The organism is Roseobacter cerffii (assembly GCF_054226325.1).
Map to the genome: position 1 here is coordinate 1,363,186 of NZ_CM135757.1, position 24,313 is coordinate 1,387,498.

Annotated in this window: 23 protein-coding genes and 1 riboswitch; of the genes, 16 read left to right on the top strand and 7 right to left on the bottom strand. The window is 62.6% G+C overall.

What is annotated here, in order from left to right; genetic code table 11:
- Positions 1 to 34 precede the first annotated feature (34 nt).
- Both ACVC7O_RS06740 and ACVC7O_RS06745 read right to left on the bottom strand, forming a co-directional pair.
- Positions 35 to 1,408 carry an L-serine ammonia-lyase gene (locus ACVC7O_RS06740; RefSeq protein WP_458325317.1) on the bottom strand — a complete coding sequence of 458 codons (1,374 nt, stop codon included), beginning with the start codon at positions 1,406 to 1,408 and terminating at the stop codon, positions 35 to 37.
- Positions 1,409 to 2,101, bottom strand: a complete 693-nt coding sequence (locus tag ACVC7O_RS06745) for a glutathione S-transferase family protein (protein ID WP_458325318.1) — start codon at positions 2,099 to 2,101, stop codon at positions 1,409 to 1,411.
- Positions 2,102 to 2,279: 178 nt separating this feature from the next.
- On the opposite strand from ACVC7O_RS06745, the gene rpiA reads away from it, so the two are divergent.
- The 8 genes from rpiA to ACVC7O_RS06785 all read left to right on the top strand — a co-directional run bounded on the left by rpiA (position 2,280) and on the right by ACVC7O_RS06785 (position 9,959).
- A complete protein-coding gene (gene rpiA, locus ACVC7O_RS06750; RefSeq protein ID WP_458325319.1) occupies positions 2,280 to 3,068 on the top strand; it encodes a ribose-5-phosphate isomerase RpiA in 789 nt (262 codons plus the stop codon).
- Positions 3,069 to 3,164: 96 nt separating this feature from the next.
- Positions 3,165 to 4,628, top strand: coding sequence for an FAD-dependent oxidoreductase (locus ACVC7O_RS06755; RefSeq protein WP_458325320.1), 1,464 nt, complete (start codon positions 3,165 to 3,167; stop codon positions 4,626 to 4,628).
- A 75-nt stretch (positions 4,629 to 4,703) separates the two neighbouring features.
- On the top strand, positions 4,704 to 5,855 hold the full coding sequence (hflK, locus tag ACVC7O_RS06760) for an FtsH protease activity modulator HflK (protein WP_458325321.1): 1,152 nt from the start codon (positions 4,704 to 4,706) through the stop codon (positions 5,853 to 5,855).
- Entirely contained in the window at positions 5,855 to 6,754 is a 900-nt protein-coding gene (gene hflC / locus ACVC7O_RS06765) for a protease modulator HflC (protein WP_458325322.1), read from the top strand. Before hflK ends, hflC begins: the two co-directional genes overlap by 1 nt.
- Positions 6,751 to 6,954, top strand: coding sequence for a DUF2065 domain-containing protein (locus ACVC7O_RS06770; RefSeq protein ID WP_458325323.1), 204 nt, complete (start codon positions 6,751 to 6,753; stop codon positions 6,952 to 6,954). Before hflC ends, ACVC7O_RS06770 begins: the two co-directional genes overlap by 4 nt.
- 190 nt (positions 6,955 to 7,144) lie before the next feature.
- Complete coding sequence (locus ACVC7O_RS06775) at positions 7,145 to 8,620, top strand: DegQ family serine endoprotease (protein ID WP_458325324.1); 1,476 nt, start codon at positions 7,145 to 7,147, stop codon at positions 8,618 to 8,620.
- A 257-nt stretch (positions 8,621 to 8,877) separates the two neighbouring features.
- Positions 8,878 to 9,201, top strand: coding sequence for a 2Fe-2S iron-sulfur cluster-binding protein (locus ACVC7O_RS06780; RefSeq protein ID WP_263842721.1), 324 nt, complete (start codon positions 8,878 to 8,880; stop codon positions 9,199 to 9,201).
- On the top strand, positions 9,201 to 9,959 hold the full coding sequence (locus tag ACVC7O_RS06785; RefSeq protein ID WP_458325325.1) for an FG-GAP repeat domain-containing protein: 759 nt from the start codon (positions 9,201 to 9,203) through the stop codon (positions 9,957 to 9,959). The genes ACVC7O_RS06780 and ACVC7O_RS06785 overlap by 1 nt, the downstream gene beginning before the upstream one ends.
- Here the strand turns inward: ACVC7O_RS06785 and purD are convergent.
- A complete protein-coding gene (gene purD, locus ACVC7O_RS06790) occupies positions 9,956 to 11,227 on the bottom strand; it encodes a phosphoribosylamine--glycine ligase (RefSeq protein WP_458325326.1) in 1,272 nt (423 codons plus the stop codon). The genes ACVC7O_RS06785 and purD overlap by 4 nt on opposite strands.
- Before the next feature lie 77 nt (positions 11,228 to 11,304).
- Between purD and xseA the strand changes: the two genes are divergently transcribed.
- Positions 11,305 to 12,846 (top strand): exodeoxyribonuclease VII large subunit, encoded by a 1,542-nt coding sequence (gene xseA, locus ACVC7O_RS06795; protein WP_458325327.1) that lies wholly within the window; start codon positions 11,305 to 11,307, stop codon positions 12,844 to 12,846.
- 7 nt (positions 12,847 to 12,853) lie between these two features.
- Here the strand turns inward: xseA and ACVC7O_RS06800 are convergent, their stop codons facing one another.
- Positions 12,854 to 13,267, bottom strand: coding sequence for a hypothetical protein (locus ACVC7O_RS06800; RefSeq protein ID WP_458325328.1), 414 nt, complete (start codon positions 13,265 to 13,267; stop codon positions 12,854 to 12,856).
- 4 nt (positions 13,268 to 13,271) lie between these two features.
- A complete protein-coding gene (locus tag ACVC7O_RS06805; protein ID WP_458325329.1) occupies positions 13,272 to 14,363 on the bottom strand; it encodes an alkane 1-monooxygenase in 1,092 nt (363 codons plus the stop codon).
- Between the two features lie 215 nt (positions 14,364 to 14,578).
- Here ACVC7O_RS06805 and ACVC7O_RS06810 point away from each other — a divergent pair, with 215 nt between their 5' ends.
- The 4 genes from ACVC7O_RS06810 (at position 14,579) to ACVC7O_RS06825 (ending at position 19,310) form a co-directional block, all read left to right on the top strand.
- Positions 14,579 to 16,279, top strand: a complete 1,701-nt coding sequence (locus tag ACVC7O_RS06810; protein ID WP_458325330.1) for an NAD(P)H-dependent oxidoreductase subunit E — start codon at positions 14,579 to 14,581, stop codon at positions 16,277 to 16,279.
- A gap of 69 nt (positions 16,280 to 16,348) precedes the next feature.
- Positions 16,349 to 17,728 carry a signal recognition particle-docking protein FtsY gene (gene ftsY, locus ACVC7O_RS06815; RefSeq protein ID WP_458325331.1) on the top strand — a complete coding sequence of 460 codons (1,380 nt, stop codon included), beginning with the start codon at positions 16,349 to 16,351 and terminating at the stop codon, positions 17,726 to 17,728.
- A gap of 55 nt (positions 17,729 to 17,783) precedes the next feature.
- On the top strand, positions 17,784 to 18,686 hold the full coding sequence (locus ACVC7O_RS06820) for an EamA family transporter (protein ID WP_458325332.1): 903 nt from the start codon (positions 17,784 to 17,786) through the stop codon (positions 18,684 to 18,686).
- Positions 18,687 to 18,695: 9 nt separating this feature from the next.
- Positions 18,696 to 19,310, top strand: coding sequence for an inner membrane-spanning protein YciB (locus ACVC7O_RS06825; RefSeq protein ID WP_458325333.1), 615 nt, complete (start codon positions 18,696 to 18,698; stop codon positions 19,308 to 19,310).
- Here ACVC7O_RS06825 and ACVC7O_RS06830 read toward each other — a convergent pair.
- A complete protein-coding gene (locus tag ACVC7O_RS06830; protein ID WP_458325334.1) occupies positions 19,303 to 20,025 on the bottom strand; it encodes a cyclic nucleotide-binding domain-containing protein in 723 nt (240 codons plus the stop codon). The genes ACVC7O_RS06825 and ACVC7O_RS06830 overlap by 8 nt on opposite strands.
- 165 nt (positions 20,026 to 20,190) lie before the next feature.
- Positions 20,191 to 21,192 (bottom strand): alpha/beta hydrolase, encoded by a 1,002-nt coding sequence (locus ACVC7O_RS06835; protein WP_458325335.1) that lies wholly within the window; start codon positions 21,190 to 21,192, stop codon positions 20,191 to 20,193.
- 116 nt (positions 21,193 to 21,308) lie between these two features.
- A riboswitch (SAM riboswitch) is annotated at positions 21,309 to 21,385 on the top strand.
- Positions 21,386 to 21,445: 60 nt separating this feature from the next.
- Between ACVC7O_RS06835 and metZ the strand changes: the two genes are divergently transcribed.
- From metZ to ACVC7O_RS06850, 3 genes are all read left to right on the top strand, one after another.
- On the top strand, positions 21,446 to 22,627 hold the full coding sequence (metZ, locus tag ACVC7O_RS06840) for an O-succinylhomoserine sulfhydrylase (protein ID WP_458325336.1): 1,182 nt from the start codon (positions 21,446 to 21,448) through the stop codon (positions 22,625 to 22,627).
- Between the two features lie 143 nt (positions 22,628 to 22,770).
- Positions 22,771 to 23,874, top strand: coding sequence for a GTP cyclohydrolase FolE2 (gene folE2 / locus ACVC7O_RS06845; RefSeq protein ID WP_458325337.1), 1,104 nt, complete (start codon positions 22,771 to 22,773; stop codon positions 23,872 to 23,874).
- 162 nt (positions 23,875 to 24,036) lie between these two features.
- The gene (locus ACVC7O_RS06850) at positions 24,037 to 24,276 is read left to right on the top strand and encodes a hypothetical protein (RefSeq protein ID WP_458325338.1); all 240 of its coding nucleotides are present in this window, start codon (positions 24,037 to 24,039) and stop codon (positions 24,274 to 24,276) included.
- Positions 24,277 to 24,313: the final 37 nt, after the last annotated feature.

Consider the following 24,313-nt stretch of genomic DNA (forward strand, 5'->3'; position numbering starts at 1 on the left):
CAATGCAAGAACAGCTTGGGGGGTGACTCAACTTTCAGCAGTTTGGCACATTTACGGCCAGACCGCCGAGCGAGGTTTCCTTGTACTTCTCCGCCATATCCTCGCCCGTTTGCCGCATGGTCTCGATGCAGGCGTCGAGCGGGACGAGATGGGTGCCATCCCCGCGCAGACTGAGGGAGGCAGCGGAGACCGCCTTGATCGCGCCGAGGCCATTGCGCTCGATGCAAGGCACCTGCACGAGGCCCTTGACGGGGTCGCAGGTCATGCCGAGGTGATGTTCGAGTGCGATCTCGGCGGCGTTTTCCACCTGCTCCGGTGTGCCTCCCATCACAGCGCAGAGCCCGGCGGCGGCCATCGCGGCGGCCGAGCCCACTTCGGCTTGGCAACCCGCCTCGGCGCCTGAGATCGATGCATTGTATTTCACCAGCCCGCCGATCGCGGCAGCGGTGAGCAGGAAGTCCTCCACATGCGCCTCTGACGCGCCGGGCACGTGATCGAGATAGTAGCGCAAGGTCGCTGGCAGCACGCCCGCTGCGCCATTGGTCGGGGCCGTCACGACTTGCCCACCAGCGGCATTCTCCTCATTCACCGCCATGGCGTACACGCTCATCCAGTCGTTGATGGTGTGTGGCGCGGTGAGGTTCATGCCGCGCTCCTCTAGCAGCTTGTCGTGGATACCTTTGGCGCGGCGCTTGACCATCAGCCCGCCGGGCAAGGTGCCTTCCGTGCTGAGACCGCGGTCGATGCAGTCGTTCATCACCTGCCAGAGCCGCTTGGTCCCTGATTTCAGATTTTCCGCCCCGCCGCGGGCGGTCTCGTTCGCGCGTTTCATCGCCGCAATCGAGCGGCCAGAGGCGGCGGACATCTCCAGCATCTGGGCGGCGGTCTTGAAGGGGAAGGGCACGGGTGCGCCGTCGTGCGTGTCCTTGCCAGCGGCCAGTTCGCTTTCCGTCATCACGAAGCCGCCGCCGATGGAGTAGTAGGTCTCGCGCAGGATCACGTCACCCTGTGCATCCGCCGCCATCAGCATCATGCCGTTGGCATGCCCTTCGAGCACTGCGTCGAAATTAAAGATGAGATCGGTCGCAGGGTCGAAACTGAGCTCAGGCAGGCCCTCCGGATGGATGGTCTTGCGGGTCTTGATCTCGTCCAGTGCCGCATCCGCCTTCTCGCGATCATAGGTGTCGGGGACGAACCCGGCGAGGCCGAGAATGGTGGCACGGTCGGTCGCATGGCCCACGCCAGTAAAGGCGAGAGAGCCGTGCAGCGAGGCGCGCAACCCGTGGAACGCAAAGGGCGAGGCGCGCATCAGGTCGAGAAAGCGCGCGGCGGCCACCATCGGCCCCATCGTGTGCGACGAAGAAGGGCCGATCCCCACTTTGAACATCTCGAAAACGGAGAGGAACATCTAAAGTGCACTTCCTTCTGGTGGCCGGGGCGGTTGCGGGGCGGTAAAGGGTGCCGGTCCCAGCCCTTCGGCGGATTGCGCGGCGCGGGTGCTGGCCCGCGTCTCCAACATAACTGCCATGTGGTGCAGCTTGGGGTGGGACGCAAGGTCAAACCAACCGTGATCACTGTCTTGCGGGTAGAGTTGCAGCCAGCGCAGCATTGGCCCGAGATAGAGATCGAGCACCAAGGGCGTCTCGCGAGGCTGCCAGTTTGCCTCGAGAAGGGCGAGAGAGCGCAGGATGTTGGCCCGCGCCTGATCTTGCAGCTGCTTCTGGTGCGTGACATCCGCCCCGACATAGGCTGCGGGATAGAACAGCATCCGCAGGGCCGGATGCAGCGTGTTCGACAGATAAAACAGCCACTTGAGAAAGTCTCCGCGCCGCGGATGCTCGGGGCCCGGCGCCAGAGCCTCATGCCGATCGGCCAACCACAGCAGGATCGCGGCGGTTTCAAAGATCGGACCATCGGGCGTTTCCAGCGCGGGGATCAACCCGGCCGGGTTCACCGCCAGATGTGCGGGCGCCCGCTGCGCGGCCACTCTTCGGTCGACCAGATGGGTGCGATAGGGCGCACCCAACTCCTCGAGCGCCAACCGCACGACCAGCGAGGCGTTGTCGGGCGCGTAGTACAGTGTGTAGTCGGGCGGGTGCATAGGCTCGCCCTAGCGCGATTCCCGCCGCGATGGGCGGCAAAAAGCGACGCTTTGCGGTGGTTGAGCGCGCCCGGCTGCATGCCAGCTTCAAACTGTCGGTCAATCGGCCAAATCAGGCCTCGCACCGCCTGTGCTTGTTACCTATAAGGCAGGTAACGCTGCTCAAAGGAATCTGCCCATGCCCTCTGATCTCTCTCCCATCGACAAGGCCAAGTTCGTCGCCGCCAAACGGGCCGCGCAGATGGTGGAGAGCGGCATGCGCGTAGGCCTGGGCACCGGCTCGACAGCGGCCTGGCTGGTACGCTGCCTTGGCGAGATGGTGCGCGACAACGGGCTGCGCATTCAGGGTGTTCCCACATCGACCCGGACTGCCGAACTGGCCCGTGAGGTCGGGATCGAGGTCATTTCGCTCGACGAGGCGAAGTGGCTTGATATGACGATAGACGGCGCCGACGAGTTCGATGGGCAGCTCAACCTGATCAAGGGCGGCGGTGGCGCGCTGCTGCAGGAGAAGATCGTCGCAACCGCATCGGACCAGATGGTGGTGATCGCTGATGCCGGCAAAGAGGTGGAAACGCTAGGCGCCTTCCCGTTGCCTATCGAGGTCATTCCTTTCGGCTGGCAGACCACGCAGGCGCTGGTCGAGGAAACGCTGGTGTCGATGGATGTTCTGGGCCGCGACAGCAGCCTGCGGATGAATGGCGACGTACCCTTCCTGACCGACGAGGGCAATCACATCATCGATCTGCACGTCAAACGGATCGGCAATGCGCGGCAGCTGGCGCTTGCGCTGAACCAGATGCCGGGCGTGGTGGAGAATGGCCTCTTCATCGACATCTGCGATCAGGTGATCGTCGGGTATGGTGACGGCAAGATCGAGCTGCGCGACATCAACAAGGGCACGGTCGAGACGGGACAGCTCGACTTTGTCGAGAGTGACAATCTCTTCGCCGATCTCTCCGACTGAGGCCGCACGACGCTTAACGGCGACGTGATGTGGCAATGCCCCGCCAACCGCTTATATAGAGGTCTCCAAGACCGAAAGACCTGAAAGGCGCCCCCCATGAGTGATTTTGACTACGATCTCTTTGTGATTGGCGGCGGTTCAGGGGGTGTGCGGGCCGCACGTGTGGCTGCAGGAGAGGCAGGCGCGAAGGTCGCGCTGGCCGAGGATGACCGCTATGGCGGGACCTGCGTGATCCGGGGCTGCGTGCCCAAGAAACTCATGGTCTTTGCCAGCGAATATGCTGGCGTGGTCGAAGATGCCGCGTCTTACGGTTGGGATCTCAAGCAGGGGCCGTTCGACTGGCACTCTTTCCGGACGCGGCTGAACACCGAGTTGGACCGGCTCGAGCAAGTCTATCGTGATCTGCTGAAAGGTTCCGGCGTCGACACCTTCGATGCGCGCGCCAGCATCGCAGGGCCGCACGAGGTCAAGCTCTCGACGGGTGAGATGAAGAGCGCGAAACACATCTTGGTTGCAACAGGTGGCCACCCGGTGCGGCCCGAGATGCCGAACGCGCGGCTCGGGATCGTCTCGGATGACATCTTCCATCTGGAGTCGCTTCCCAAGTCGCTGCTGATTGTCGGCGGTGGTTACATCGCGTGCGAATTCGCAGGCATCATGAACGGGCTGGGGGTCGAGGTGACGCAGTATTATCGCGGCGCCCAGATCCTGCGCGGCTTCGATGAGGAAGCCCGCGGCCTCGTGGCCGAGTCCATGCGCGAGCGCGGCATCGACCTCCGCGTTGGCACGAACATCGTGGAAATGGCGCCAGCGGGCGACGATCACACGGCGAGTTGGACAGGCACGGCCTCCGACGCGGCCATGGGTGCAGATGTCATGCAGCGCCGCGAGATGCAGACCGAGGCAGAAGACGCGCAAGGCCCGATCTGGGTTAAATCTACGAATGGGGGTGAGCGGGTCTTTGACATGGTCCTTTTCGCCACTGGGCGCGACCCCAATACCAAGGACATGGGCCTTGAAGAGGTTGGCGTGAAGCTCGGGCGGCGCGGCCAGATCGAGGTGGATGACTACAGCCAGACGGCGGTGCCGTCGATCTATGCCATCGGTGATGTGACCGACCGGGTGAACCTAACGCCGGTCGCCATCCGCGAGGGTATGGCCTTTGTCGAGACGGTCTTCAAAGGCAATCCGACGCCAGTGGATCATGACCTGATCCCCTCGGCGATCTTCACCCAGCCCGAGATGGGCACGGTCGGCCTCAGCGAGGAGGATGCGCGTGATCAGGAGCCGATCGAGGTCTATTGCACCTCGTTCCGGCCCATGCAGACGGCCTTTGCGGGGCGGCCGGATCGCGTTTTGATGAAACTTGTGGTATCCAAAGAGACCCGCAAGGTTCTGGGCTGTCACATCGTCGCACCACATGCTGGCGAAATGATCCAACTGGCGGGTATCGCGATCAAGATGGGCACCACGAAAGAGGATTTCGACCGCACGGTGGCGGTGCATCCCACCATGTCCGAAGAGATCGTGACGATGCGAACCCCGGTTCGGACGGCTTGAATTCCGCGCAACCTTGCGTACCTATGGCATGATTTTCAATCGCACTTGAGGCGATTTAGGAGGGAAAGAGACTGAATGGCTGGGAATAATGGCGGCCCCTGGGGGGGCGGCGGTGGAAACTCTGACGATGATGGGCCGCGCCGTCCGAACGGCGGAAGAGGCGGCGGTCCGCGGGGACCGGGCGGAGAGGGACCACAGATCCCGGAAATCGATGAGCTGGTCAAGAAAGGCCAGGAACGTCTGCGCGTCCTCATGGGCGGCAAGGGCGGAGGCGGCGCCAACGGCGGGTCTGGCGGCGGAGGCGGCCCGGCCTTCACGCGCGGCACCATCGGGCTTGGGGTGCTTGGCGCCGTGGTGGCCTGGGGGTTGGCGAGCTTCTATACGGTCGCGCCGGAAGAACAGTCGGTCGAGCTTTTCCTTGGCGAGTATTATGCCACCGGTAACCCCGGTCTGAACTTCGCGCCTTGGCCGCTGGTGACGGCGGAGGTGCTCCCGGTGACACGCGAACAGACGGAAGACATCGGATCGCGCGTTGACAGTGGGCTGATGCTGACCACAGATGAGAACATCATCGACATCGATTTCTCTGTGGTGTGGAATATCAGCGATCCTGCGAAGTTTCTTTTCAACCTCGCAGAAGCGCAGGAAACGATCCGCGCCGTGTCCGAATCGGCCATGCGCGAGGTGATTGCGCGCAACCAACTCGCCCCGATCCTGAACCGGGATCGTCAGGTGATCGCCGATGAGGCGGAGCGGCTCATTCAGGGCACGCTGGATGCCTATGACAGTGGCGTGAATATCGTGCGTCTCAACCTCGACAAGGCGGACCCGCCGCGCGAGGTGATCGACAGTTTCCGCGAAGTGCAGGCCGCGGAGCAGGAGCGCGACCGGCTGGAGCGTCAGGCGGACGCCTATGCCAACCGTGTGACCGCTGGTGCCCGTGGTGAAGCCGCGAGCCAGTTGGAGCAGGCCGAAGCTTACCGCGCCCAACAGGTGAACGAAGCCCAGGGTGAGGCGGCCCGCTTTGTCTCGGTGCTTGAGGAATACGCGAAAGCGCCGGAAGTCACCCGCAAGCGTCTCTATCTGGAGACCATGGAGCGCGTCTTCGGCGACGTGGACAAGATCATTCTGGAAAGTGAAATCGGCGGAAACGGTGGCCAGGGGGTCGTGCCCTATCTGCCGCTGAACGAGCTGCGTCGCGGCGCTGCTGCAGGAGGAACAAACTGATGCGTGCTGGCAGTTTTCTGATACCTATCGTCGTCATTGCCGTCGTCGGCGTTCTGAGTTCGGTTTTCATCGTTGATGAACGTGAAAAGGCGCTGGTCCTGCAGTTCGGCCAGATCAAATCGATCAAGGAAGAGCCCGGGCTGGCTTTCAAGATCCCGCTGATCCAGGAGGTCGTCCGCTATGACGACCGCATCCTGTCGCTGGACACCGAAGTGACCGAGGTGACGCCATCGGATGACCGTCGTCTGGTTGTCGACGCTTTCGCCCGGTATCGTATCTCGGATGTCACGCGGTTCCGTCAGGCGGTGGGTGTCGGCGGCCTGCGCACGGCGGAGGATCGTCTTGAGGACATCCTGAACCCGACCATCCGGGCGGTACTCGGCTCCGACGGGGTCACGTCCAACACCATCCTATCGGCGGATCGTGCGGCATTGATGGCACGGATCACCGAGCAGGCGCGGTTGCGCGCCATGCCCTTGGGCCTGGAAGTGGTCGACGTACGGCTGAAGCAGACCAACCTGCCGGACCAGAACCTTGACGCGACCTTCGCCCGGATGCGGGCCGAGCGGGAGCGGGAAGCTGCGGACGAGATCGCCCGGGGTGAAGAGGCCGCGCAACGCGTCCGCGCTCTCGCGGACCGGACGGTTGTCGAGGTGACGTCTGATGCAACCCGCGAGGCCGAGATCATCCGCGGTCAGGCGGATGCGGAGCGCAATGCAATCTTTGCAGCCGCCTTTGGCGCCGATCCGGAGTTCTTCGAGTTCTACCGCTCGCTGACAGCCTATGAGCGGTCCTTGCGAGGCACCAACTCGACCATGGTGCTGTCGCCGGATTCGGAGTTCTTCAACTATCTGCGGTCCGATCAGGGGCTGCGCTCGGAAGAGGGTGAGCTGCGGTGAGCACGATCTTACTGGCTCTCGGGCTTGTGATGATTATCGAGGGGCTGGCCTATGCGCTGGCCCCTTCGCTTATCGAGCGGATGCTGGAAGCTTTGCGCGCGCTGCCCGAGAGCGCTGTGCGGCAACTGGGGCTGCTGATCGTGGTCAGCGGCCTCATCCTCGTGTGGTTCGCCTCACAGCTCGGCGCGGGGCTTGGATAAGGTCGGATACCGCGGCCGCAGGCGCTCGAAGTGCTCACGGATCGGTCACGCAGTATTGAAACTGTGGCAGGCTGATACATCTTTGATGTTGCGCGGACGTCACCCTAAATGCACTTTAGTGACAAATCACGCAGTCAAAGAGCACAACAAGGCCGCAAGGCCCGGTATTGAGATTTTCAGGAGACGACGCATGCAGCCCAAGGCAGTATACATGTCCAACATCAGCCTCATCCCAATTCAGATGCGCCTGTTGCTCTTGGCGGTTCTGACACTGGCATTCATGCTGGTTCAGCCGCTGAGCGCATTGGCGCAACAACAAAGCCTCGCGCCGCTGGCCGAAAAGATCAGCCCCTCGGTGGTCAATATCACCACTTCGACGGTCGTGGCCGGGCGCACAGGCCCGCAGGGTATCGTGCCCGAAGGCTCGCCCTTCGAGGACTTTTTCCGCGAGTTCCAGGACCGCAACAATGGCGACGGCAACCGCCCGCGTCGCTCCTCGGCACTGGGGTCGGGCTTCGTGATCTCTGAAGATGGATTCGTGGTGACCAACAACCACGTGATCGACGGCGCGGATGAGATCCTGATCGAATTCTTCAATGGCAGCGAGTTGAAAGCCGAGGTGATCGGCACGGACCCCAACACGGACATTGCGCTGCTGAAGGTCGAAGCCGATGGCCCGCTTCCCTTCGTGTCCTTCGCGGACAGCGACCTCGCCCGCGTGGGTGACTGGGTCGTGGCGATGGGCAATCCGCTGGGGCAGGGCTTCTCTGTCAGCGCAGGGATTGTCTCGGCGCGCAATCGGGCCCTAAGCGGCACCTATGACGACTACATCCAGACCGATGCGGCGATCAACCGCGGCAACTCGGGCGGCCCGCTTTTCAATATGGATGGCGAGGTGATCGGTGTGAACACGGCGATCCTGTCGCCGAATGGCGGCTCCATCGGCATCGGGTTCTCGATGGCATCAAATGTGGTCACGCGGGTCGTCGATCAGCTCAAGGAGTTCGGTGAGACCCGTCGCGGTTGGCTGGGCGTGCGCATTCAGGACCTGACCGACGACCTGGCCGAATCCATGGATCTCGAGACAACCGCGGGCGCGCTGGTGACGGACGTGCCCGAAGGACCTGCGCGCGAGGCCGGTATGGAAGCGGGTGACGTGATCATCAGCTTTGCGGGCAAAGAGGTCGAAGACACCCGTGGCCTGGTGCGCGAAGTCGGCAACAGCCCGGTCGGCGAGACCGTGCGTGTGACCGTTCTGCGTGAAGGTGCCACCCAGACCCTGCGCGTCACATTGGGACGCCGCGAGGAGGCCGAAGGCGCCGTTCCTGCAGTGGCCGCCGGGCCGGAAGAGAGCGATGAGCCAACCACCAAGGACGTTCTTGGCCTCAGCCTGACCACCTTGACGGATGAAATCCGTGAGGAGTTGGGCGTCGATGACAAGGCGCAAGGGTTGGCGGTAACGGCGGTGGATGAGAGCACCGAGGCCTTCGAGAAGGGCCTGCGCGCTGGCGATATCATCACGGAAGCCGGGCAACAGCGCGTCAACAGCATCTCTGAACTGGAGGAGCGTATCACGGCGGCAAAGGATGCCGGACGCAAATCGCTGCTGTTGCTTGTGCGCCGCGCTGGCGACCCGCGGTTCGTTGCGCTGTCTCTGGCGGAGTAACCTCCCCACCTTGCCTGACCGGGATTGAAAGAGCGCCTCACCGGGCGCTCTTTTTTTGTGCGGCGATGGAGGGCAGAGCGGTGCATCGTGGCCCGCGCGTCGTGACGGGCGCTGACCAAAGCTTGCCTTTGTGAGGGCAATACCACGATTTTCAAAGCTCTCCCCGGTGCGCGGGTCTTCGGGGTCGCAAAAGAGGCTGGTGCGTCCTATATCGCCCCGATAGACAGGCTGAAACAGACCAGGAAGGGAACAGCTACGTGGCCAAGATCACCTACATCGAACACGGCGGCAAAGAACATGTGGTGGAGGTCGCCAATGGCCTGACCGTCATGGAAGGTGCGCGGGACAACAACATTCCGGGGATCGAGGCCGATTGCGGTGGCGCCTGTGCCTGTTCGACCTGCCATGTCTATGTAGACCCTGCCTGGACCGACAAGCTGCCGCCGAAGGAAGACATGGAAGAGGACATGCTGGACTTCGCCTATGAGCCCGATCCGGCCCGCTCGCGTCTGACCTGCCAACTCAAGGTCACCGACGCGCTGGATGGTCTGGTTGTGCAGATGCCGGAAAAGCAGATCTGATGATGCTGGGAGCGCGGCGTCTGCCGTCGCGCTTGTGGCGCGGTTTCGCACGCCGCGCGTTGCTGGCCGCCTGCCTGTGGCACGGCGGCGTTGCGGCCGCCGCCGAGATTACGTCCGCCGCCTACGCCGGGCCGACGGAGCGTTATGCACACGGCGTCTTGGGCGACAGTATCGAGCACACGACGCTGGTGGTGACGCTGGTGGACAGAACCGAGCACCGGTTTGTGCTACCTGATGACTTGGTCTTCGAGGATACGGCCCCCCGGGTCGTCGACCTTGATGGCGATGCCCGCCCGGAGATCATCGTCGTGGAGAGTAGCCAGAGCGCAGGCGCGCGTCTTGCGGTCTACGGACCAGGCGGTCGGATCACTGCCACGCCGTTCATCGGCACGCGGTTTCGCTGGTTGGCCCCCGTCGGCGCGGCGGATCTAGATGGCGATGGGGTCGTGGAGTTGGCCTATATCGACCGTCCGCATCTGGCGAAAACCCTGCGGATTTGGCGATACCAGGACCGCAGGCTGGAGCCTGTGGCGGACTTGGCCGGGCTGACCAACCACCGCATCGGGGAGCGCGACATTGCCGGCGGCATCCGGGTCTGCGATGGTACCCCTGAGATAATCCTTGCGACAGCGGCTTGGGATGCGTTGGTTGCCGTGCGCTTTACCGCGTCCGGGTTTTCAACGGAGCGTCTTGGGGGCGACACGCGCCGGTCGGCCTTCGCGCTGGCGTTGGACTGCGACTTGCAAACCGCGAACTAGCTGCTTTTGAGCGCCCGCCAGCCGATGTCTCGGCGGCAAAAACCTTCGAGCCAGTTGATTTTATCCACCATCGCATAGGCGCTGTCGTGGGCAGCTTGCAGACTGTCCGCGCGGGCGGTGACGGCCAGGACACGCCCGCCCGTTGCGATGAATTCTCCCGATGCGCGGCCTGTCCCTGCGTGAAACACCATGTGGCGGCTGTCTTCGGCAACCGTCTCAAGGCCACGAATGACAGAGCCTTTCTCATAGGCGCCGGGATAGCCCTCCGCGGCCAGCACGACCGTCATCGCGTGATCTGCGGCCCAGTTGACCTGCGCCTCGGTCAGGCGCCCCTCGGCGCAGGCCTGCATCAAGTCGAGCACCTGTGCGCCAAGGCGAAGCATCAGCACCTGGCACTCGGGGTCGCCAAAGCGGACGTTGTATTCCACCAGCCGCGGCTGGCCGTCCTGGATCATCAGGCCAACGAAGAGCACCCCCTGGTAAGGTGTGCCCTGCTTGACCATTTCAGCCATGGTCGGACGCACGATCTGATCGAGGGTCGCCTCGATTACCTCGGGCGTCATCACTGGCGCGGGGGAATAGGCGCCCATGCCCCCGGTGTTGGGCCCGGTGTCGCCCTCGCCCACGCGCTTGTGGTCCTGTGCGGTGCCGATGGGCAGGACGGTTTCGCCGTCGCAGAGCACGAAGAAGGAGGCTTCCTCGCCCTGCATGAACTCCTCGACAACCACCTCGGCGCCCGCGTCGCCAAAAGCGCCGCCGAACATGTCATCGATGGCCGCAAGCGCCTCGGCTTCGGTTTCGGCGATGATCACGCCTTTGCCTGCAGCGAGACCGTCGGCCTTGATCACGATAGGGGCGCCTTGCTCTTGCACATAGGCCTTGGCGGAGGCCGCATCGGTGAAATGGCCATAGGCGGCCGTGGGCGCGCCTGCCGCGTCGCAAATCTGCTTGGTGAAGGCCTTGGAGGCTTCGAGCCGCGCCGCCGCGCCGCTGGGGCCAAAGACCGGCACACCGGCGCCGCGCAGACGGTCCGAGACACCGGCGGCCAAGGGCGCCTCTGGCCCGACGATCACGAAATCCACCGCCATCTCCTCGGCAAAGGTGACCACCGCGCTGCCATCCTCGATATCGAGGGCTGCGCATTCCGCGATCTCGGCGATGCCAGCGTTGCCCGGAGCCACGATCAGCCGGTCGCACTTTGGGTTCTGCATCACCGCCCAGGCGAGGCTGTGCTCGCGCCCGCCGCTGCCAAGGATGAGAATGTTCATGGGGGCTCCTGATCTGCTTGGCCTTGGGTTTCGCGCGTTCTATGCTTCCCGCACTGCCGTGACAAGCCGGAGCCGACATGGACCTGATCGACGCGCCCGAGGAGGGTCTCAACAGCCCAGAGTTCACCGTCACCGAAATCTCGGGCGCGATCAAACGGGTGATCGAGGGCGAGTTCGGTCATGTGCGGATCAAGGGCGAAGTGGGCCGCGTGTCGCGCCCGCGCTCGGGCCACATCTACCTTGATCTGAAAGATGACCGCTCGGTGATTTCCGGGGTGATCTGGAAAGGCGTCTCCGCCCGGCTGCAAACCCAACCCGAGGAGGGGATGGAGGTCGTGGCCACGGGTCGGGTGACCACCTTTGGCGGGCAGTCCAAGTACCAGATCGTCATCGAAGACATCAAGCCTGCGGGCATGGGCGCGCTGATGGCACTTCTGGAAAAGCGCAAGAAGATGCTGGAAGCGGAGGGGCTGTTTGACCCCGCGCGCAAACGACCCTTGCCGTATCTGCCGGAGGTGATTGGGGTCGTGACCTCGCCTTCAGGTGCCGTGATCCGGGACATTCTGCACCGGCTGCGGGATCGGTTTCCACGCAAGGTGCTGATCTGGCCGGTCGCTGTGCAGGGTGAGAAATGCGCGCCTGAAGTCACCCGCGCCATCGAAGGTTTCAATGCGTTCTCACCGGGCGGCGCTCTGCCGCGGCCCGATCTGCTGATCGTGGCGCGCGGCGGCGGCTCGGTCGAAGACCTTTGGGGGTTCAACGAGGAGAGCGTGGCGCGGGCTGCTGCGGCCTCGGAGATCCCGCTGATCTCCGCTGTGGGGCACGAGACCGATACGACGCTGATCGATTATGTCTCGGACAAGCGGGCGCCGACGCCCACCGCGGCGGCGGAACTGGCCGTGCCGGTGCGGCACGAGCTGATGGCCTGGCTCGACGGGCAGGACGCGCGCATGCGCCAGGCACTGAGCCAGGGGCTGACCCGCCGCAACCAACGCCTGCGGGACATGGCACGGGCCTTGCCTCGCGCCGAGACACTGCTTGATACGCCGCGCCAGCGGTTGGACATGGTCGCGTCCCGCCTGGGGCCCGCGTTGATTTCAGGTGTGCAGCGGCGCAAACTGCGTCTGGCTGATATCAGCGGATCGCTGCGCCCCTCGACCATGACGCGCGCATTGAGCGCCGATACGCGGCGCCTCACAGAGACCTCGGCGCGGCTGGGCCCCGCTTTGCATCGGGCGATCATGCGGAGCCGGGACCAGCTCGCTGCGACTGCGCGCCGGTTCCGGCCCGCTGCATTGGTGCAGGATCGTGAGCGCAAAGCCGAGGACTTCGCGCGCTTGGCACGGCGCCTGTCGGACGCGGGGCAACGTAACATCAGCGCATGGCAGACCCGGATCGACGGAGCCGAGCGGTTGCGTCGAACTCTTGGCTATGAGGCAACGCTCCAGCGGGGTTTTGCGGTGGTCCGCAGCGAGGGTGCGGTGGTGACCGACAGCAAGACCGCGAAATCCGCGACCGCGCTGGAAATCCAGTTCGCAGACGGCAGGGTGACCGTTGGGGGCAAAGCCGCGCCCCGCAAGTCTGCGCGCAAACCGCCCGAGCAGGGCTCGCTGTTCTGAGCGCGGCTCAGACGCCGACGTCAGGACCGAGGCAGACCATCTCCTCGTTCAGATCGCCGGCCTCGTAGAGTTCGGTCGCTCCCGGTGAATTCTGAAAGCGTGCGATCAGGCGCCCGTCTTCCTTGTGAAAGGTCCAGCACTGCGGGTCGGGGTTGTCCTCGTAGACAAAGCAGATCTGGTCCGCCTGTTCGTACCAGGTGCCCGACTTGCACTCACCGTCAAGGAAGGACCAGATGACGCGTCGGTTGTCGAGGTATTCCTCGGCGCCATAGGCCACGCCGTTCTCGCCATAGAACAGGGTTTTGCCCCGGGTGTAGTCGTCAAATTCCTGCGCGCTCATTGGCGTCTGGGCGACGAGCGGAAGGGCGATGAGGCACAGGATGCCAGCAAAAAGACACGTAAGTTTGGAAACATTTACCATGGGTTTACTCTGACAGAACGGTGGGTTGAGAGCCAGTCTGCGGCTCGGGGCTCGGCATGACGTTGCCGTGAGGTGCTGGGGCTTGAGCGCTAAGGGCCCGCACCCGCGGGTCCATGACCTTGCGCCAGAGCGGTGGGACGAGCGCAAGCGCGCCCATGACCGGCACGGAGCGCGGCAGGGTCGGCATCGTTGCCGGGTCGTGACGCAACGTTGAAAACGGGCGCGCCGGGTTCATGTGATGATCGGAGTGCAGAGGCGCGTTCAGCATCAGCGCTGCCGAGAATCCGCGGGGCGCGTTCCAGCTATGTTGCGGCCCCATGGGCTCTGTCCGACCATCTGCATTGGTCTGTCGCCGCAGTCCGTAGTGTTGCAGATAATCCGACAGCATGAGTTGCAGATGCGCATGCAGCGCAAAGATCAGAAGCACCACCACGCCCAGAAGGCCCCCGAGCAGGTAGGCGGCTGTTGCCGTGACTGCACCACCGGTGAGATAAATGACATAAGGGTGTGCCCACAGCGGACGTCCGTGCCGACGCCGTGTCTCGGCATGCAAACCCGCCATGAACTCGCCAATGAAGACCTGCCCGAAAAACCGCCAGAAGCCTTGGCCAAGCGGCGCGGAATTCGGGTCTCGCGCCGTGCCCGCATGCACATGGTGCACCAGCAGATGGGCCGAGACATGCTGACCATTGAGGAGAGAGCAGTAGATCGCGGTGCCGAGCGCGCGCAGCTTGCGATTGCTTCGGTGGATAAGCTCGTGCGCGCAGGCGTTGGAGACCTGCCCGAAGTACAGTCCAAGCCCGAGCGCGAGCCCCAGCTTCTGGCCCACGTCCAGATGGGTCCCTGAGCCCACGGCCCAGAGCCCTGCGCCAAGCAGCGCAAAATGCAGGCCACCGACGGTAAGCGGCAGCCAGTCTTCCTGATCGGAGGCCGCGAGCAGACCCATCTGGGTGCGATCGAGGATCAGAACCAGGGCCGTGATGCTGAGCAGCCCCAGATAGGGCCAGACCCCGCCAACCACCGCGCCAAGCAAAAGCACGAACGCAGGGCCAAGGCTGGCACAGGCAAAGAGCAAGGAGGACAGGCGCGCGGTCATGTTAGCGATCTGTTTACCGTGATCGGGCGTTTGCTCCAAGCATCCTGCGTTGTGTCAGTTAATGCCGGAAGTTTCTGATCAGACACAGAGTGTCGTTTCTGGTCGACAGGCTCCGGGCCTTTCGCAGTATCTTGGCGCCAGCCGGGCTGATAATGTCCTGCCAATTGAACGCATTGAACATCCCCGGTCTGCGCCGGGACGGGAGAAACCACACCATGGCATTGGACACGGCAGACAAATCGCCGCGCAAGGGCGTTTGGAAATCCGGCAAGGGCAAGGGGCGCCGCCACACCAAGGGCCGCCAGCTGCAGGACGATGCCTGGGCCGAGGTGCGTGGCTTGCTGGGGGATGCGCCCCGGCGTGCCGATCTGCTGATCGAACATCTGCACAAGATCCAGGACGCGTATGGCCATCTCTCGGCTGCGCATCTGCGTGCGCTGGCCGAAGAGATGCGCATATCCATGGCCGAGGTCTATGAGGTTGCGACCTTTTACGCCCATTTCGACGTAGTGAAGGAGGGCGAGACACCGCCGCCTGCGTTGACCATCCGGGTTTGCGACTCGCTCTCTTGCGAATTGGCGGGCGCGCAACAGTTGAAGGCCGCTCTGGGAGAGGGTTTGGATCCGGCAGAAGTGCGCGTGCTGCGCGCGCCCTGCATGGGTCGTTGCGACACGGCCCCGGTGCTGGAATTGGGCCATGCCCACATCGACCACGCCACACCTGAAAAGGTGGAGGCCGCCATCGCCGCAGGTGACACCCACGCGCATGTGCCTGACTATCAGGGCTATGCGGCGTATGTGGCTGACGGCGGCTACGCCACGCTGAAAGACCTGCGCGCAACCGGCGACTGGGAGGCGGTGCAGGACACGGTGCTGGCCTCCGGTTTGCGGGGTCTGGGTGGCGCGGGCTTCCCATCAGGCAAGAAATGGGGCTTCGTGCGTGCCAACGACGGCCCGCGTTATCTCGCGGTCAACGGGGACGAGGGTGAGCCCGGCACTTTCAAAGACCGCTACTATCTCGAACGCGTGCCGCATCTTTTCCTCGAAGGCATGCTGATCGCCGCCTGGGCGGTCGAGGCAGAGACGGCGTTTATCTACATGCGCGATGAATACCCTGCCGTGCTCGAAATTCTGCGCCGTGAAATTGCCGCGCTGGAAGAGGCCGGGATTGTCGAAGAAGGCCACATCGATTTGCGCCGGGGCGCGGGCGCGTACATCTGCGGCGAAGAAAGTGCGATGATCGAGAGCATCGAAGGCAAGCGCGGGATGCCGCGCCATCGCCCGCCCTTCGTCGCGCAGGTGGGTGTCTTTGGCCGTCCGACGCTGGTGCATAACGTGGAAACCCTGCATTGGGTGGCGCGCATCTGCCGCGAGGGGCCGGAGGTTCTGTCGGGCACTGAAAAGAACGGGCGCAAGGGCCTACGCAGCTATTCCGTCTCGGGCCGCGTGGCTGCTCCGGGCGTATATCTTCTGCCCGCAGGCTCCACGATCATGGACATTATCGAGGCGGCGGGAGGCATGGCCGAAGGGCATGTCTTCAAGGCCTATCAGCCGGGCGGACCGTCCTCGGGCCTCTTGCCTGCCTCTATCAACGATGTCCCGCTCGATTTCGATACGCTGCAGCCGTTGGGCACTTTCATCGGCTCAGCTGCTGTTGTGGTGTTGTCCGAGCAGGATTCAGCGAAGGCCGCCGCGCTCAACATGCTGCGGTTCTTCGAGGACGAAAGCTGCGGGCAATGTACGCCCTGTCGCGTAGGCTGTGAAAAGGCCGTCAAGCTGATGCAGCAGGATCGCTGGGATCAGGGGCTGCTCGAAGAACTCAGCACCGCGATGGTCGATGCCTCGATTTGCGGCCTCGGACAGGCAGCACCCAATCCCATTCGCCTGACGATGAAGCACTTCCCCGACGAAATCTGACGGCGCGCGCGGCCTTTCCCTCCGGCCCAATTCCCCTTAGATGGGGACAACAACTCACCGGGGGCGGGTATGGCGTTTTTCAAGAAGCTGAAGGATCGGCTCTTCAAATCCTCATCTAAGATTGATGAGGGGCTGGAGGCGATTGTCGAAGAGGGCGGTGTCGAAGAGACCGTAGCACCGGACCCAGTACCGTCTCAGGCTGCCGTAGAGCCTGCTGAGCTTCCCGCAGAGACGTATGCTGATACACCACCGGTCGACGAGGGCATGGAACGCCCGGCCGAGGCGGCTGATGCGATGCCGGAGACGGTTGAACGGGATCAATCGCCCGAACCTCAGGAAGTGCTTGATCCGAAACCGGTTTCGGAGCTTTTTCAACCCGAACCCGAACCCGAACCCGAACCCGAACCCGAACCCGAACCCGAACCCGAACCCGAACCCGAACCCGAACCCGAACCCGAACCCGAACCCGAACCCGAACCTGAAAGCGTCGTGCTGCCGCGTGCGCCGGCCCCGGTTGCGGAGGATTTGACCGCGCCTGAGCCGGCACCCGGCGCAGCCAAACCGGGCCTGCTGGGGCGCCTTATGGGGCGGTCGGCGGAGCAGACAGTTGTGCGTCGGGTGCTTGACGACGCGATGCTCGAACAGCTCGAAGAGCTGCTGATCACTGCAGATATGGGCGTCGACACCGCATTGCGGGTGGTGGCCAACATGGCGGAAGGGCGGTTGGGGCGGAAGCTTTCCGTCCAGGAGATCAAGGCACTGATGTCCGCTGAGATTGCTCGGATCATGGAGCCGGTCGCAAAGCCGCTGCCGCTCTATCCTCAGACACCGCAGGTGGTATTGGTTGTCGGCGTCAACGGCTCCGGTAAGACGACCACCATCGGCAAGCTCGCCAGCCAGTTTCGTGCAGCGGGCAAGAAGGTCGTGATCGCAGCAGGCGATACGTTCCGCGCGGCGGCGGTTGAGCAGCTGCAGGTCTGGGGCGACCGCGCGGGTGTGCCTGTCCTTACTGCGCCCGAGGGCTCTGATCCGGCAAGCCTGGCCTTCGACGCGATGACCCAGGCCCAAGCCGATGGCGCGGACCTCCTGCTGATCGACACAGCAGGGCGGCTGCAGAATCGCACCGACCTGATGGAGGAACTCGCCAAGATCGTGCGCGTGATCCGCAAGAAGGATGAGAGTGCTCCGCACAACACCCTGCTGGTGCTGGATGCGACCACCGGCCAAAACGCGCTGAACCAGGTGAAGGTCTTCAGCGACATCTCCGATGTGTCCGGTCTCGTGATGACCAAGCTCGACGGCACTGCCAAGGGCGGCGTGCTCGTGGCGCTGGCGGACAAATTCGGTCTGCCAATCCACGCGATTGGTGTGGGCGAACAGATCGACGACCTCGATGCCTTCGACCCGGAGGAGTTTGCCGACGCGCTCATGGGCCTCGACCGCGGATGAGAGCACGTCAGCAACCGGCAGGTGCGGTGGGGCTTGCGCCACCGCCTCGCCGAGCATGACCGAGTGGCTGCTCTCCATTGAGGGCACTGACACCGGCCATCAGGTGGCGCTTGGTCTTGCGCTGATGGCGGCCTTCCTGCATGCGGTCTTCGGAGCGCTGCAAAAGGGTCGGCACGACCCGTGGCTCACCCGGGGCGCCATCGACATCAGCTATATGGCGATGGCGATCCCCTTCGTGCTTTTCGTGGTGCCTTGGCCCGAACCCCATATGTGGCCGATCTTTGCGGCCGTCTGGCTGATCCATGTCATCTACAAGCTGCTGCAGGCCTGGGCCTATACAAAGGGCGCCTATACGGTGGTCTACCCTGTCGTGCGCGGCACCGGGCCACTTTTTACGGTCATCGGCGCCTATCTGATTTTCGGCGAAACCTTCACCGGCGCCCAATGGGTCGGTGTTGCGGTGCTGCTCGCGGGCATCTTCGGGCTCGCGATTTACAACATGATCTTTCTCGTGGCGGAACGCGAGACGCTGAACGCGGCGCTCGGTCTCGCGGTGCTGACCGGCCTCTTCGTGGCGCTCTACACCACCTATGATGCCTTTGGCATCCGCGCGACCGCCGACCCTTTCACCTTTCTGGCCTGGTTTTTCATGATCGACGGGTTCTTCATGCCCATCATCGCGGCCCTCCGCTGGCTGCGCATGAGCAACCCGCCAACGCTCGGCCCGCTGATGATCCGTGGGGTGATCGGTGGGCTCGTGGCGCCGCTCAGTTTCGGGGCGATCATGTTGGCCACGCGGCTCGATAAGGTGGGCGAGGCGGCCGTCCTGCGTGAGACCTCCACGGTCTTTGCCGCCATCATCGGATGGCTGTTTCTGAAAGAGACCGTCGGCCCGCGGCGGATTGCCCTTATGGCATTGATTGCGCTCGGCGCTGTGATAGTTGAGATGGGCGGATAGGAAGAGATCATGTCAGACGCAAAACCCATCAACCCCGTCGTCAAACAGGCGCTGGAACTTGGCCCCACGATCTTGTTTTTCGTGATCTATCTCTGGATCAAGGAAGACACCTTTGTGATTGGCGGTGTGGAATACACCGGCTTTATCATATCCGCGCTGATCTTTGTGCCGATCCTGCTGGTGGCCATGGCGATCCTTTGGCGTCTGACTGGACAGCTCAGCCGGATGCAGGTGTTCACGGCTTTCATGGTTGTCTTCTTTGGTGGTCTGACCGCGTGGTTCAACGACGAGCGCTTTTTCAAGATGAAAACCAGCATCGTCTATGGGCTTTTCGCGGCACTTCTGGGCATCGGGCTGCTGCGCGGCCAGTCCTACCTCGCCTATGTGATGAATGAGATGATGCCGATGCGGCACGAAGGGTGGATGATCCTGACACGGCGGCTCTGCGCCGCCTTCGCAGCCCTTGCTATTGCCAATGAGATCATCTGGCGCACCATGTCGACCGATGCCTGGGTCAAGATCGAGACTTTCGGCTTTCCTGTCGCGCTAATGGCCTTCCTAATGTGGCAGTTCACAACGCTGCAGGGCTACCTGATCACCGAAGACGCGGACGACGCTAGTTGACAAGCGCGCGCTGCCGGGCGCGCTCGGCGGGTTCGGGCGGGCGTGGGCGGATCGCATTCGGACCCACGGCGCGCGCAACCTTGCGTGCCAGGTCAACCGAAATCGCGGCCTCCAGGGCAAGGCGGAAGCGGGTGCTGCGCTTGCACTTGCGGTGCAGATCATCGAACCGCCACTCCAGCACCTCGGCGCCGGGCTCCAGCCAGGTCGAAGCAGAGCTCGGTTCGCCGATCAGGAACGCGATTTCGCCCAGGAAGAAATTCGGTGGCAAGATGAACTCGCTCTCGCCCTTTTGCACCCGCGTCGCCCCGGAAATCACGTAGTAGAGCCTCGAGCCCGCCTGGCCTTCGACCGTCACTTGCCGCTCGTCGTCCACCCGGTAGCGGCGTGCAAGCTTCATCAGACCCCGGAAATCGCCGGGCGGCAGCGGCGGGAAGCTTGCATAGAGGTCCGCATAGGCCCGCGGGATGGCAAGACGGGATTTGCGCGCGAGCAGGCTGGTCAGACCGATGAGGTTCGCCGCTCCAATCAGCATGCTGACGTAGATGGCCTCCCAAAGCGGGGTTTCCGCCACGGTCGCGTAATAGATGATGTAAACAGAGGTGCCTGTCAGGATCAGCAGGCGTAAGAGGATCTGATTGATCGTAATCAGCCCCACAACATAGAGCGCGCCTGCCAAATACACCAGCGCGCCGGGCGAATACATATACTCAGTCATGCTCAAATTCACTAAAACCCCTTGGCACCCGCGGAGTTTGCGCGAGACAAACTGCATTATGCAAAGAAAAATGCAACGTTGGGGAAACTTTTAGCACAGCTGCAGCGCGGTGGTCGCGCCATCAGAGGGGGTTATGGCTGGCGGATGCCATGATCCCGCGGGGCGTCAATAGGCTGGCTCATTGCTCTTCTGCTCGGTCGCGCCACTCGTGAGCACAGCAGCCCGACGGCGTATGATCCGGGTGGTCGTCATCACAGCTTCAGAGGTCTTGCGCTGCACGATAGCGCTCAACGGCGCCAAGGTGAGCCGCGACCAACGCGGCGCCATGCTATTCGGCAAACAGCGCTGAAGTTCGTCAAAGGGCAGGCTGTGCGGCTGACGCAGCAGCTTGGCATAGAAGTCCATGATCCCGGGCCGTTTGTAGCTCGACCAGTGGCAGACATGGCGCTCCGAGGCGGCGACGCGCGCGCCAAATTCTTCGAGAACGGCGAGCGTCCTGTCGCAGTCCAACTGGATGTTGGCCACATTGGGCTGGTCGATCCCTTGTCCGAGGGCGCGGTCAGCCGTGCGCGGGGCGTCGACAAGCGTTTCAAACGCGAAATCGAAGATATCGTTTTCTCGGCTTGTCATGTTGAAGACTTCCGCTGATCGCCCTGCAGGCGTTGCAAGCATCTCGTTAGCAAAGCATGAAAAACTCGCGCCGGTCAGCAGGACGATCCGATCCACGGCACGCGGTGCCAGATCCGCAAGTGCCGAAAGAGCGATTTCTGATCCGAGCGAATGCGCAATCACATGCACAGGCCGGTCCGAGTCTCTATCTTTCAGGCGTTGGATGAGCTGTGCAAGCGAGGCGCCGAGCATGGTCGCGCGCCGGTGAACCTGTTTGAGCGGGCCGCGCGCTGACCAGCCAAAAGCTACCCCGAGACCCTTGTCCTCGCTTGCGTCACCGAAGCCCAAAGCGACTGGCCAGCCTGAGACATCGGTGTTGAAGAGTTTGCCGTGTGGGCAGTGCCTGATGTCGCGAGGATTGTACTTGTAGCCGTGGATCATGATGATCGCGGGGCCGCGCCGATGCGACGGGGGCTGGGCGATCTGCGCTAGTGCCTCCGACCCGGTGTCATGCAGTTCCAACCCGCGGTCTGTCGCGTTGATCCTGAGCAACGGCATCCTCTGCCCTCTCTACAAGATATTGTGGCCGTGCTATCTCAGAGACATACGACAGGAGGATGAATTTACTGTTACAGCACCGTGACGGTGTTGACGCGCAACACGCGGTGTCCTAACGGTTTGCACGTGGCGATTTGTTACCGGATTGCGGGCCACGTTAAACATGCCGCTAAAAGGTCACCGATGAGGACCCCCCGTCGCGTTGACCGCGTCTGGGGTTTTTTTGTGCCCGTCGGGGCTGGAGAAGAGAAGAATGACAGGTGATCTGAAGCCGCGCACCCGCGCCATCCACACCGGAACCCGCCGCAGCCAGTACGGCGAGGTTTCCGAGGCGATTTTCCTCACGCAGGGTTTTGTATACGAAACTGCGGAAGACGCCGAGGCGCGGTTCATTGAGGCCGGGCCGGATGAGTTCATCTATGCGCGCTATGGCAATCCGACGGTGGCGATGTTCGAAGAACGCATCGCCGCGCTCGAAGGGGCAGAGGATGCTTTTGCGACCGCTTCGGGTATGGCGGCGGTCTCGGGCGCGCTGACTTCGATGCTGAAGGCGGGCGATCACGTGGTCTCGGCACGCGCACTCTTTGGGTCCTGCCTCTACGTGCTGGAAGAGGTGTTGACCCGTTTTGGTGTCGAGGTCACCTTCGTCGATGGCACAGACCTCGACGCCTGGGCCGCGGCCATTCGCGAGGACACGGCAGCGGTATTTTTCGAGTCGGTCTCGAACCCGACCTTGCAGGTTGTCGACATTGCCGGGGTCGCCGCCCTCGCGCATGCCAAGGGCGCTAAGGTGTTGGTAGACAACGTCTTTGCCACCCCAGTTTGGTCTGAAGCTTTCGCACAGGGCGCTGATGTGGTCATCTATTCGGCGACCAAACACATTGATGGGCAAGGCCGCGCTCTGGGCGGGGTGATCCTCGGCACGCGCGAGTTTATCCGCAAGACGGTCGAGCCCTACATGAAACACACCGGCGGCTCCATGAGCCCCTTCACCGCTTGGGTGATGCTCAAGGGGCTCGAAACGCTTGATCTGCGCGTGCGCGCCCAGACGTCCAATGCGACAGCCATTGCTCAGGCGCTGCAGGGTCACGACGCGCTGTCTCGTGTGATCTACCCAGGGCTCCAGACTCATCCGCAGAATGCGCTGGTGCAGCGGCAGATGGGGCAGGGTGGCACGGTGCTGTCGATTGATCTCGCTGGCGGCAAAGACGCGGCCTTCCGCTTCTTGAACGCGGTGCAAGTAGGGGTGATCTCCAACAACTTGGGCGATGCGAAAACGATCATGACCCATCCGGGCACGACCACGCATCAACGCCTGCCACAGGAGCAGAAAGATGCGCTCGGGATCACCGACGGTCTGGTCCGGATCAGCGTTGGGATCGAGGATGAAACGGACCTGATCGGCGACATCCTGAACGCGCTGAAATCCGTGTAGGGTAGCGCCTGATCCGCAGTCTCGAACAATTTGACTAAAATACTGATCTTATTCGATCTGAGTGACGTATCTGTGAGGACGAGTTGGCCCGGGACACCCTGCGCCCTATCTAGAGTCAAGACGCCGTCATGAGGGACATAGCGATGAACATCCACACACCCGTACTTGATGCCACACCAGACCGTGAAGAGGCTGAATCGGCCCTCGCGATCTTGCGAAGCTGGGCGAAAGGCGCGACTTCAACAGAGATTCTCGAACTCGACCCATCGGTTGCACGGCTGATTCCGGGCGACACATCGGTCGACTATCCGGCCTTCTCACGTGACTATCCGGAGGATTTTGCGAGCGACGACGGCTATAAGGCCACATTGCCGGACCTACAGAACGGACCGGCGAGCCTGATCCGCGGCGCCAAGCAGCAGATCCAGCATGTGGGTATTTCGAACTTCCGGCTACCGCTGCGCTTTCAGACCCGGGACAACGGTCCTCTGACGCTCGAGACTTCGGTGACCGGGTCCGTCAGCCTCGATGCCGACAAGAAGGGCATCAACATGTCCCGGATCATGCGGTCCTTCTACAAACATGCGGAAGAGACGTTCAGCTTTGGCGTGATCGAAGCGGCCTTGGATGACTATATTTCGGATCTCGACAGCTTTGATGCGCGCATCCAGATGCGCTTCAGCTTCCCGATGAAAGTGGATAGCCTGCGCTCGGGCCTGTCGGGGTATCAGTATTATGACATCGCTCTCGAACTGGTCGAGCAGGCCGGGGTCCGTAAGAAGATCATGCACCTCGACTATGTTTACTCTTCGACCTGCCCCTGCTCTTTGGAGCTGTCAGAGCATGCACGTGCGACCCGCGGCCAGTTGGCGACCCCGCATTCGCAGCGCTCCGTGGCACGCATCTCCGTCGAGATCGATGAGGACGCGAGCTGTCTGTGGTTTGAAGACCTGATCGAGGCCTGTCGTCGTGCGGTGCCCACTGAGACGCAAGTGATGGTGAAGCGGGAAGACGAGCAGGCCTTTGCAGAGCTCAACGCCGCCAACCCGATCTTTGTCGAGGATGCGGCGCGTCTGTTCTGTGAGCAGCTTCAGGCGGATGTGCGCATTGGCGATTTCCGGGTGATCGCCAGCCACCAGGAGAGCCTACACAGCCATGACGCGGTCAGCATCCTTGTCGAAGGTGATACCTTTGCGTCGGAAAGTCTCGACCCGCGGCTCTTCAGCTCGCTGTTCCACGTCGGTTGACATAAAACCCTTAACAAACCCTTGAAAGCGCAGCGTTTTGCTGCGCTTTTTTGCGTCGCCCTGCCCATAGCGGCCATGCAGAACTTGCAATTCTCATGCGGCGCGCATTGCACTATATCGATGTCATCGGGAGGAGATGAACGGTTAACGTAAGGATCTCCGATGGCTTATCAATCCACAGAATTTGAAGGCGGCTTGGGCCGCGCAGTGCACAGCGTCTTTGGCGCGATCCGCGGGTTTTTCTCGTCGGTCATGAAGGCGATGATCATCTCAAGCTCTTACACCGGGCGAGTCAACAAGGTGTACGCATTACAAGCGAAATCCGATGAGGAACTCGCGGCGATGAACATCAAACGCGACGAGATCGTGCATATCGTGTTCCACGACCTCTACTACGTCTGATCTGACACTGACGTCACCCGCTTGACACCGACACGGC

Bases quoted from the DNA above. Each gene is read 5' to 3' on its own strand.
- ACVC7O_RS06820 (WP_458325332.1), top strand. From the start codon at position 17,784: ATGACCGAGTGGCTGCTCTCCATTGAGGGCACTGACACCGGCCATCAG.
- purD (WP_458325326.1), bottom strand. From the start codon at position 11,227: ATGAACATTCTCATCCTTGGCAGCGGCGGGCGCGAGCACAGCCTCGCC.
- ACVC7O_RS06835 (WP_458325335.1), bottom strand. From the start codon at position 21,192: ATGCCGTTGCTCAGGATCAACGCGACAGACCGCGGGTTGGAACTGCAT.
- ACVC7O_RS06740 (WP_458325317.1), bottom strand. From the start codon at position 1,408: ATGTTCCTCTCCGTTTTCGAGATGTTCAAAGTGGGGATCGGCCCTTCT.
- folE2 (WP_458325337.1), top strand. From the start codon at position 22,771: ATGAACATCCACACACCCGTACTTGATGCCACACCAGACCGTGAAGAG.
- ACVC7O_RS06785 (WP_458325325.1), top strand. From the start codon at position 9,201: ATGATGCTGGGAGCGCGGCGTCTGCCGTCGCGCTTGTGGCGCGGTTTC.
- ACVC7O_RS06805 (WP_458325329.1), bottom strand. From the start codon at position 14,363: ATGACCGCGCGCCTGTCCTCCTTGCTCTTTGCCTGTGCCAGCCTTGGC.
- hflC (WP_458325322.1), top strand. From the start codon at position 5,855: ATGCGTGCTGGCAGTTTTCTGATACCTATCGTCGTCATTGCCGTCGTC.
- xseA (WP_458325327.1), top strand. From the start codon at position 11,305: ATGGACCTGATCGACGCGCCCGAGGAGGGTCTCAACAGCCCAGAGTTC.
- ACVC7O_RS06775 (WP_458325324.1), top strand. From the start codon at position 7,145: ATGCAGCCCAAGGCAGTATACATGTCCAACATCAGCCTCATCCCAATT.
- ACVC7O_RS06850 (WP_458325338.1), top strand. From the start codon at position 24,037: ATGGCTTATCAATCCACAGAATTTGAAGGCGGCTTGGGCCGCGCAGTG.
- rpiA (WP_458325319.1), top strand. From the start codon at position 2,280: ATGCCCTCTGATCTCTCTCCCATCGACAAGGCCAAGTTCGTCGCCGCC.
- metZ (WP_458325336.1), top strand. From the start codon at position 21,446: ATGACAGGTGATCTGAAGCCGCGCACCCGCGCCATCCACACCGGAACC.
- ACVC7O_RS06745 (WP_458325318.1), bottom strand. From the start codon at position 2,101: ATGCACCCGCCCGACTACACACTGTACTACGCGCCCGACAACGCCTCG.
- hflK (WP_458325321.1), top strand. From the start codon at position 4,704: ATGGCTGGGAATAATGGCGGCCCCTGGGGGGGCGGCGGTGGAAACTCT.
- ACVC7O_RS06825 (WP_458325333.1), top strand. From the start codon at position 18,696: ATGTCAGACGCAAAACCCATCAACCCCGTCGTCAAACAGGCGCTGGAA.
- ACVC7O_RS06810 (WP_458325330.1), top strand. From the start codon at position 14,579: ATGGCATTGGACACGGCAGACAAATCGCCGCGCAAGGGCGTTTGGAAA.
- ACVC7O_RS06755 (WP_458325320.1), top strand. From the start codon at position 3,165: ATGAGTGATTTTGACTACGATCTCTTTGTGATTGGCGGCGGTTCAGGG.
- ACVC7O_RS06830 (WP_458325334.1), bottom strand. From the start codon at position 20,025: ATGACTGAGTATATGTATTCGCCCGGCGCGCTGGTGTATTTGGCAGGC.
- ftsY (WP_458325331.1), top strand. From the start codon at position 16,349: ATGGCGTTTTTCAAGAAGCTGAAGGATCGGCTCTTCAAATCCTCATCT.
- ACVC7O_RS06800 (WP_458325328.1), bottom strand. From the start codon at position 13,267: ATGGTAAATGTTTCCAAACTTACGTGTCTTTTTGCTGGCATCCTGTGC.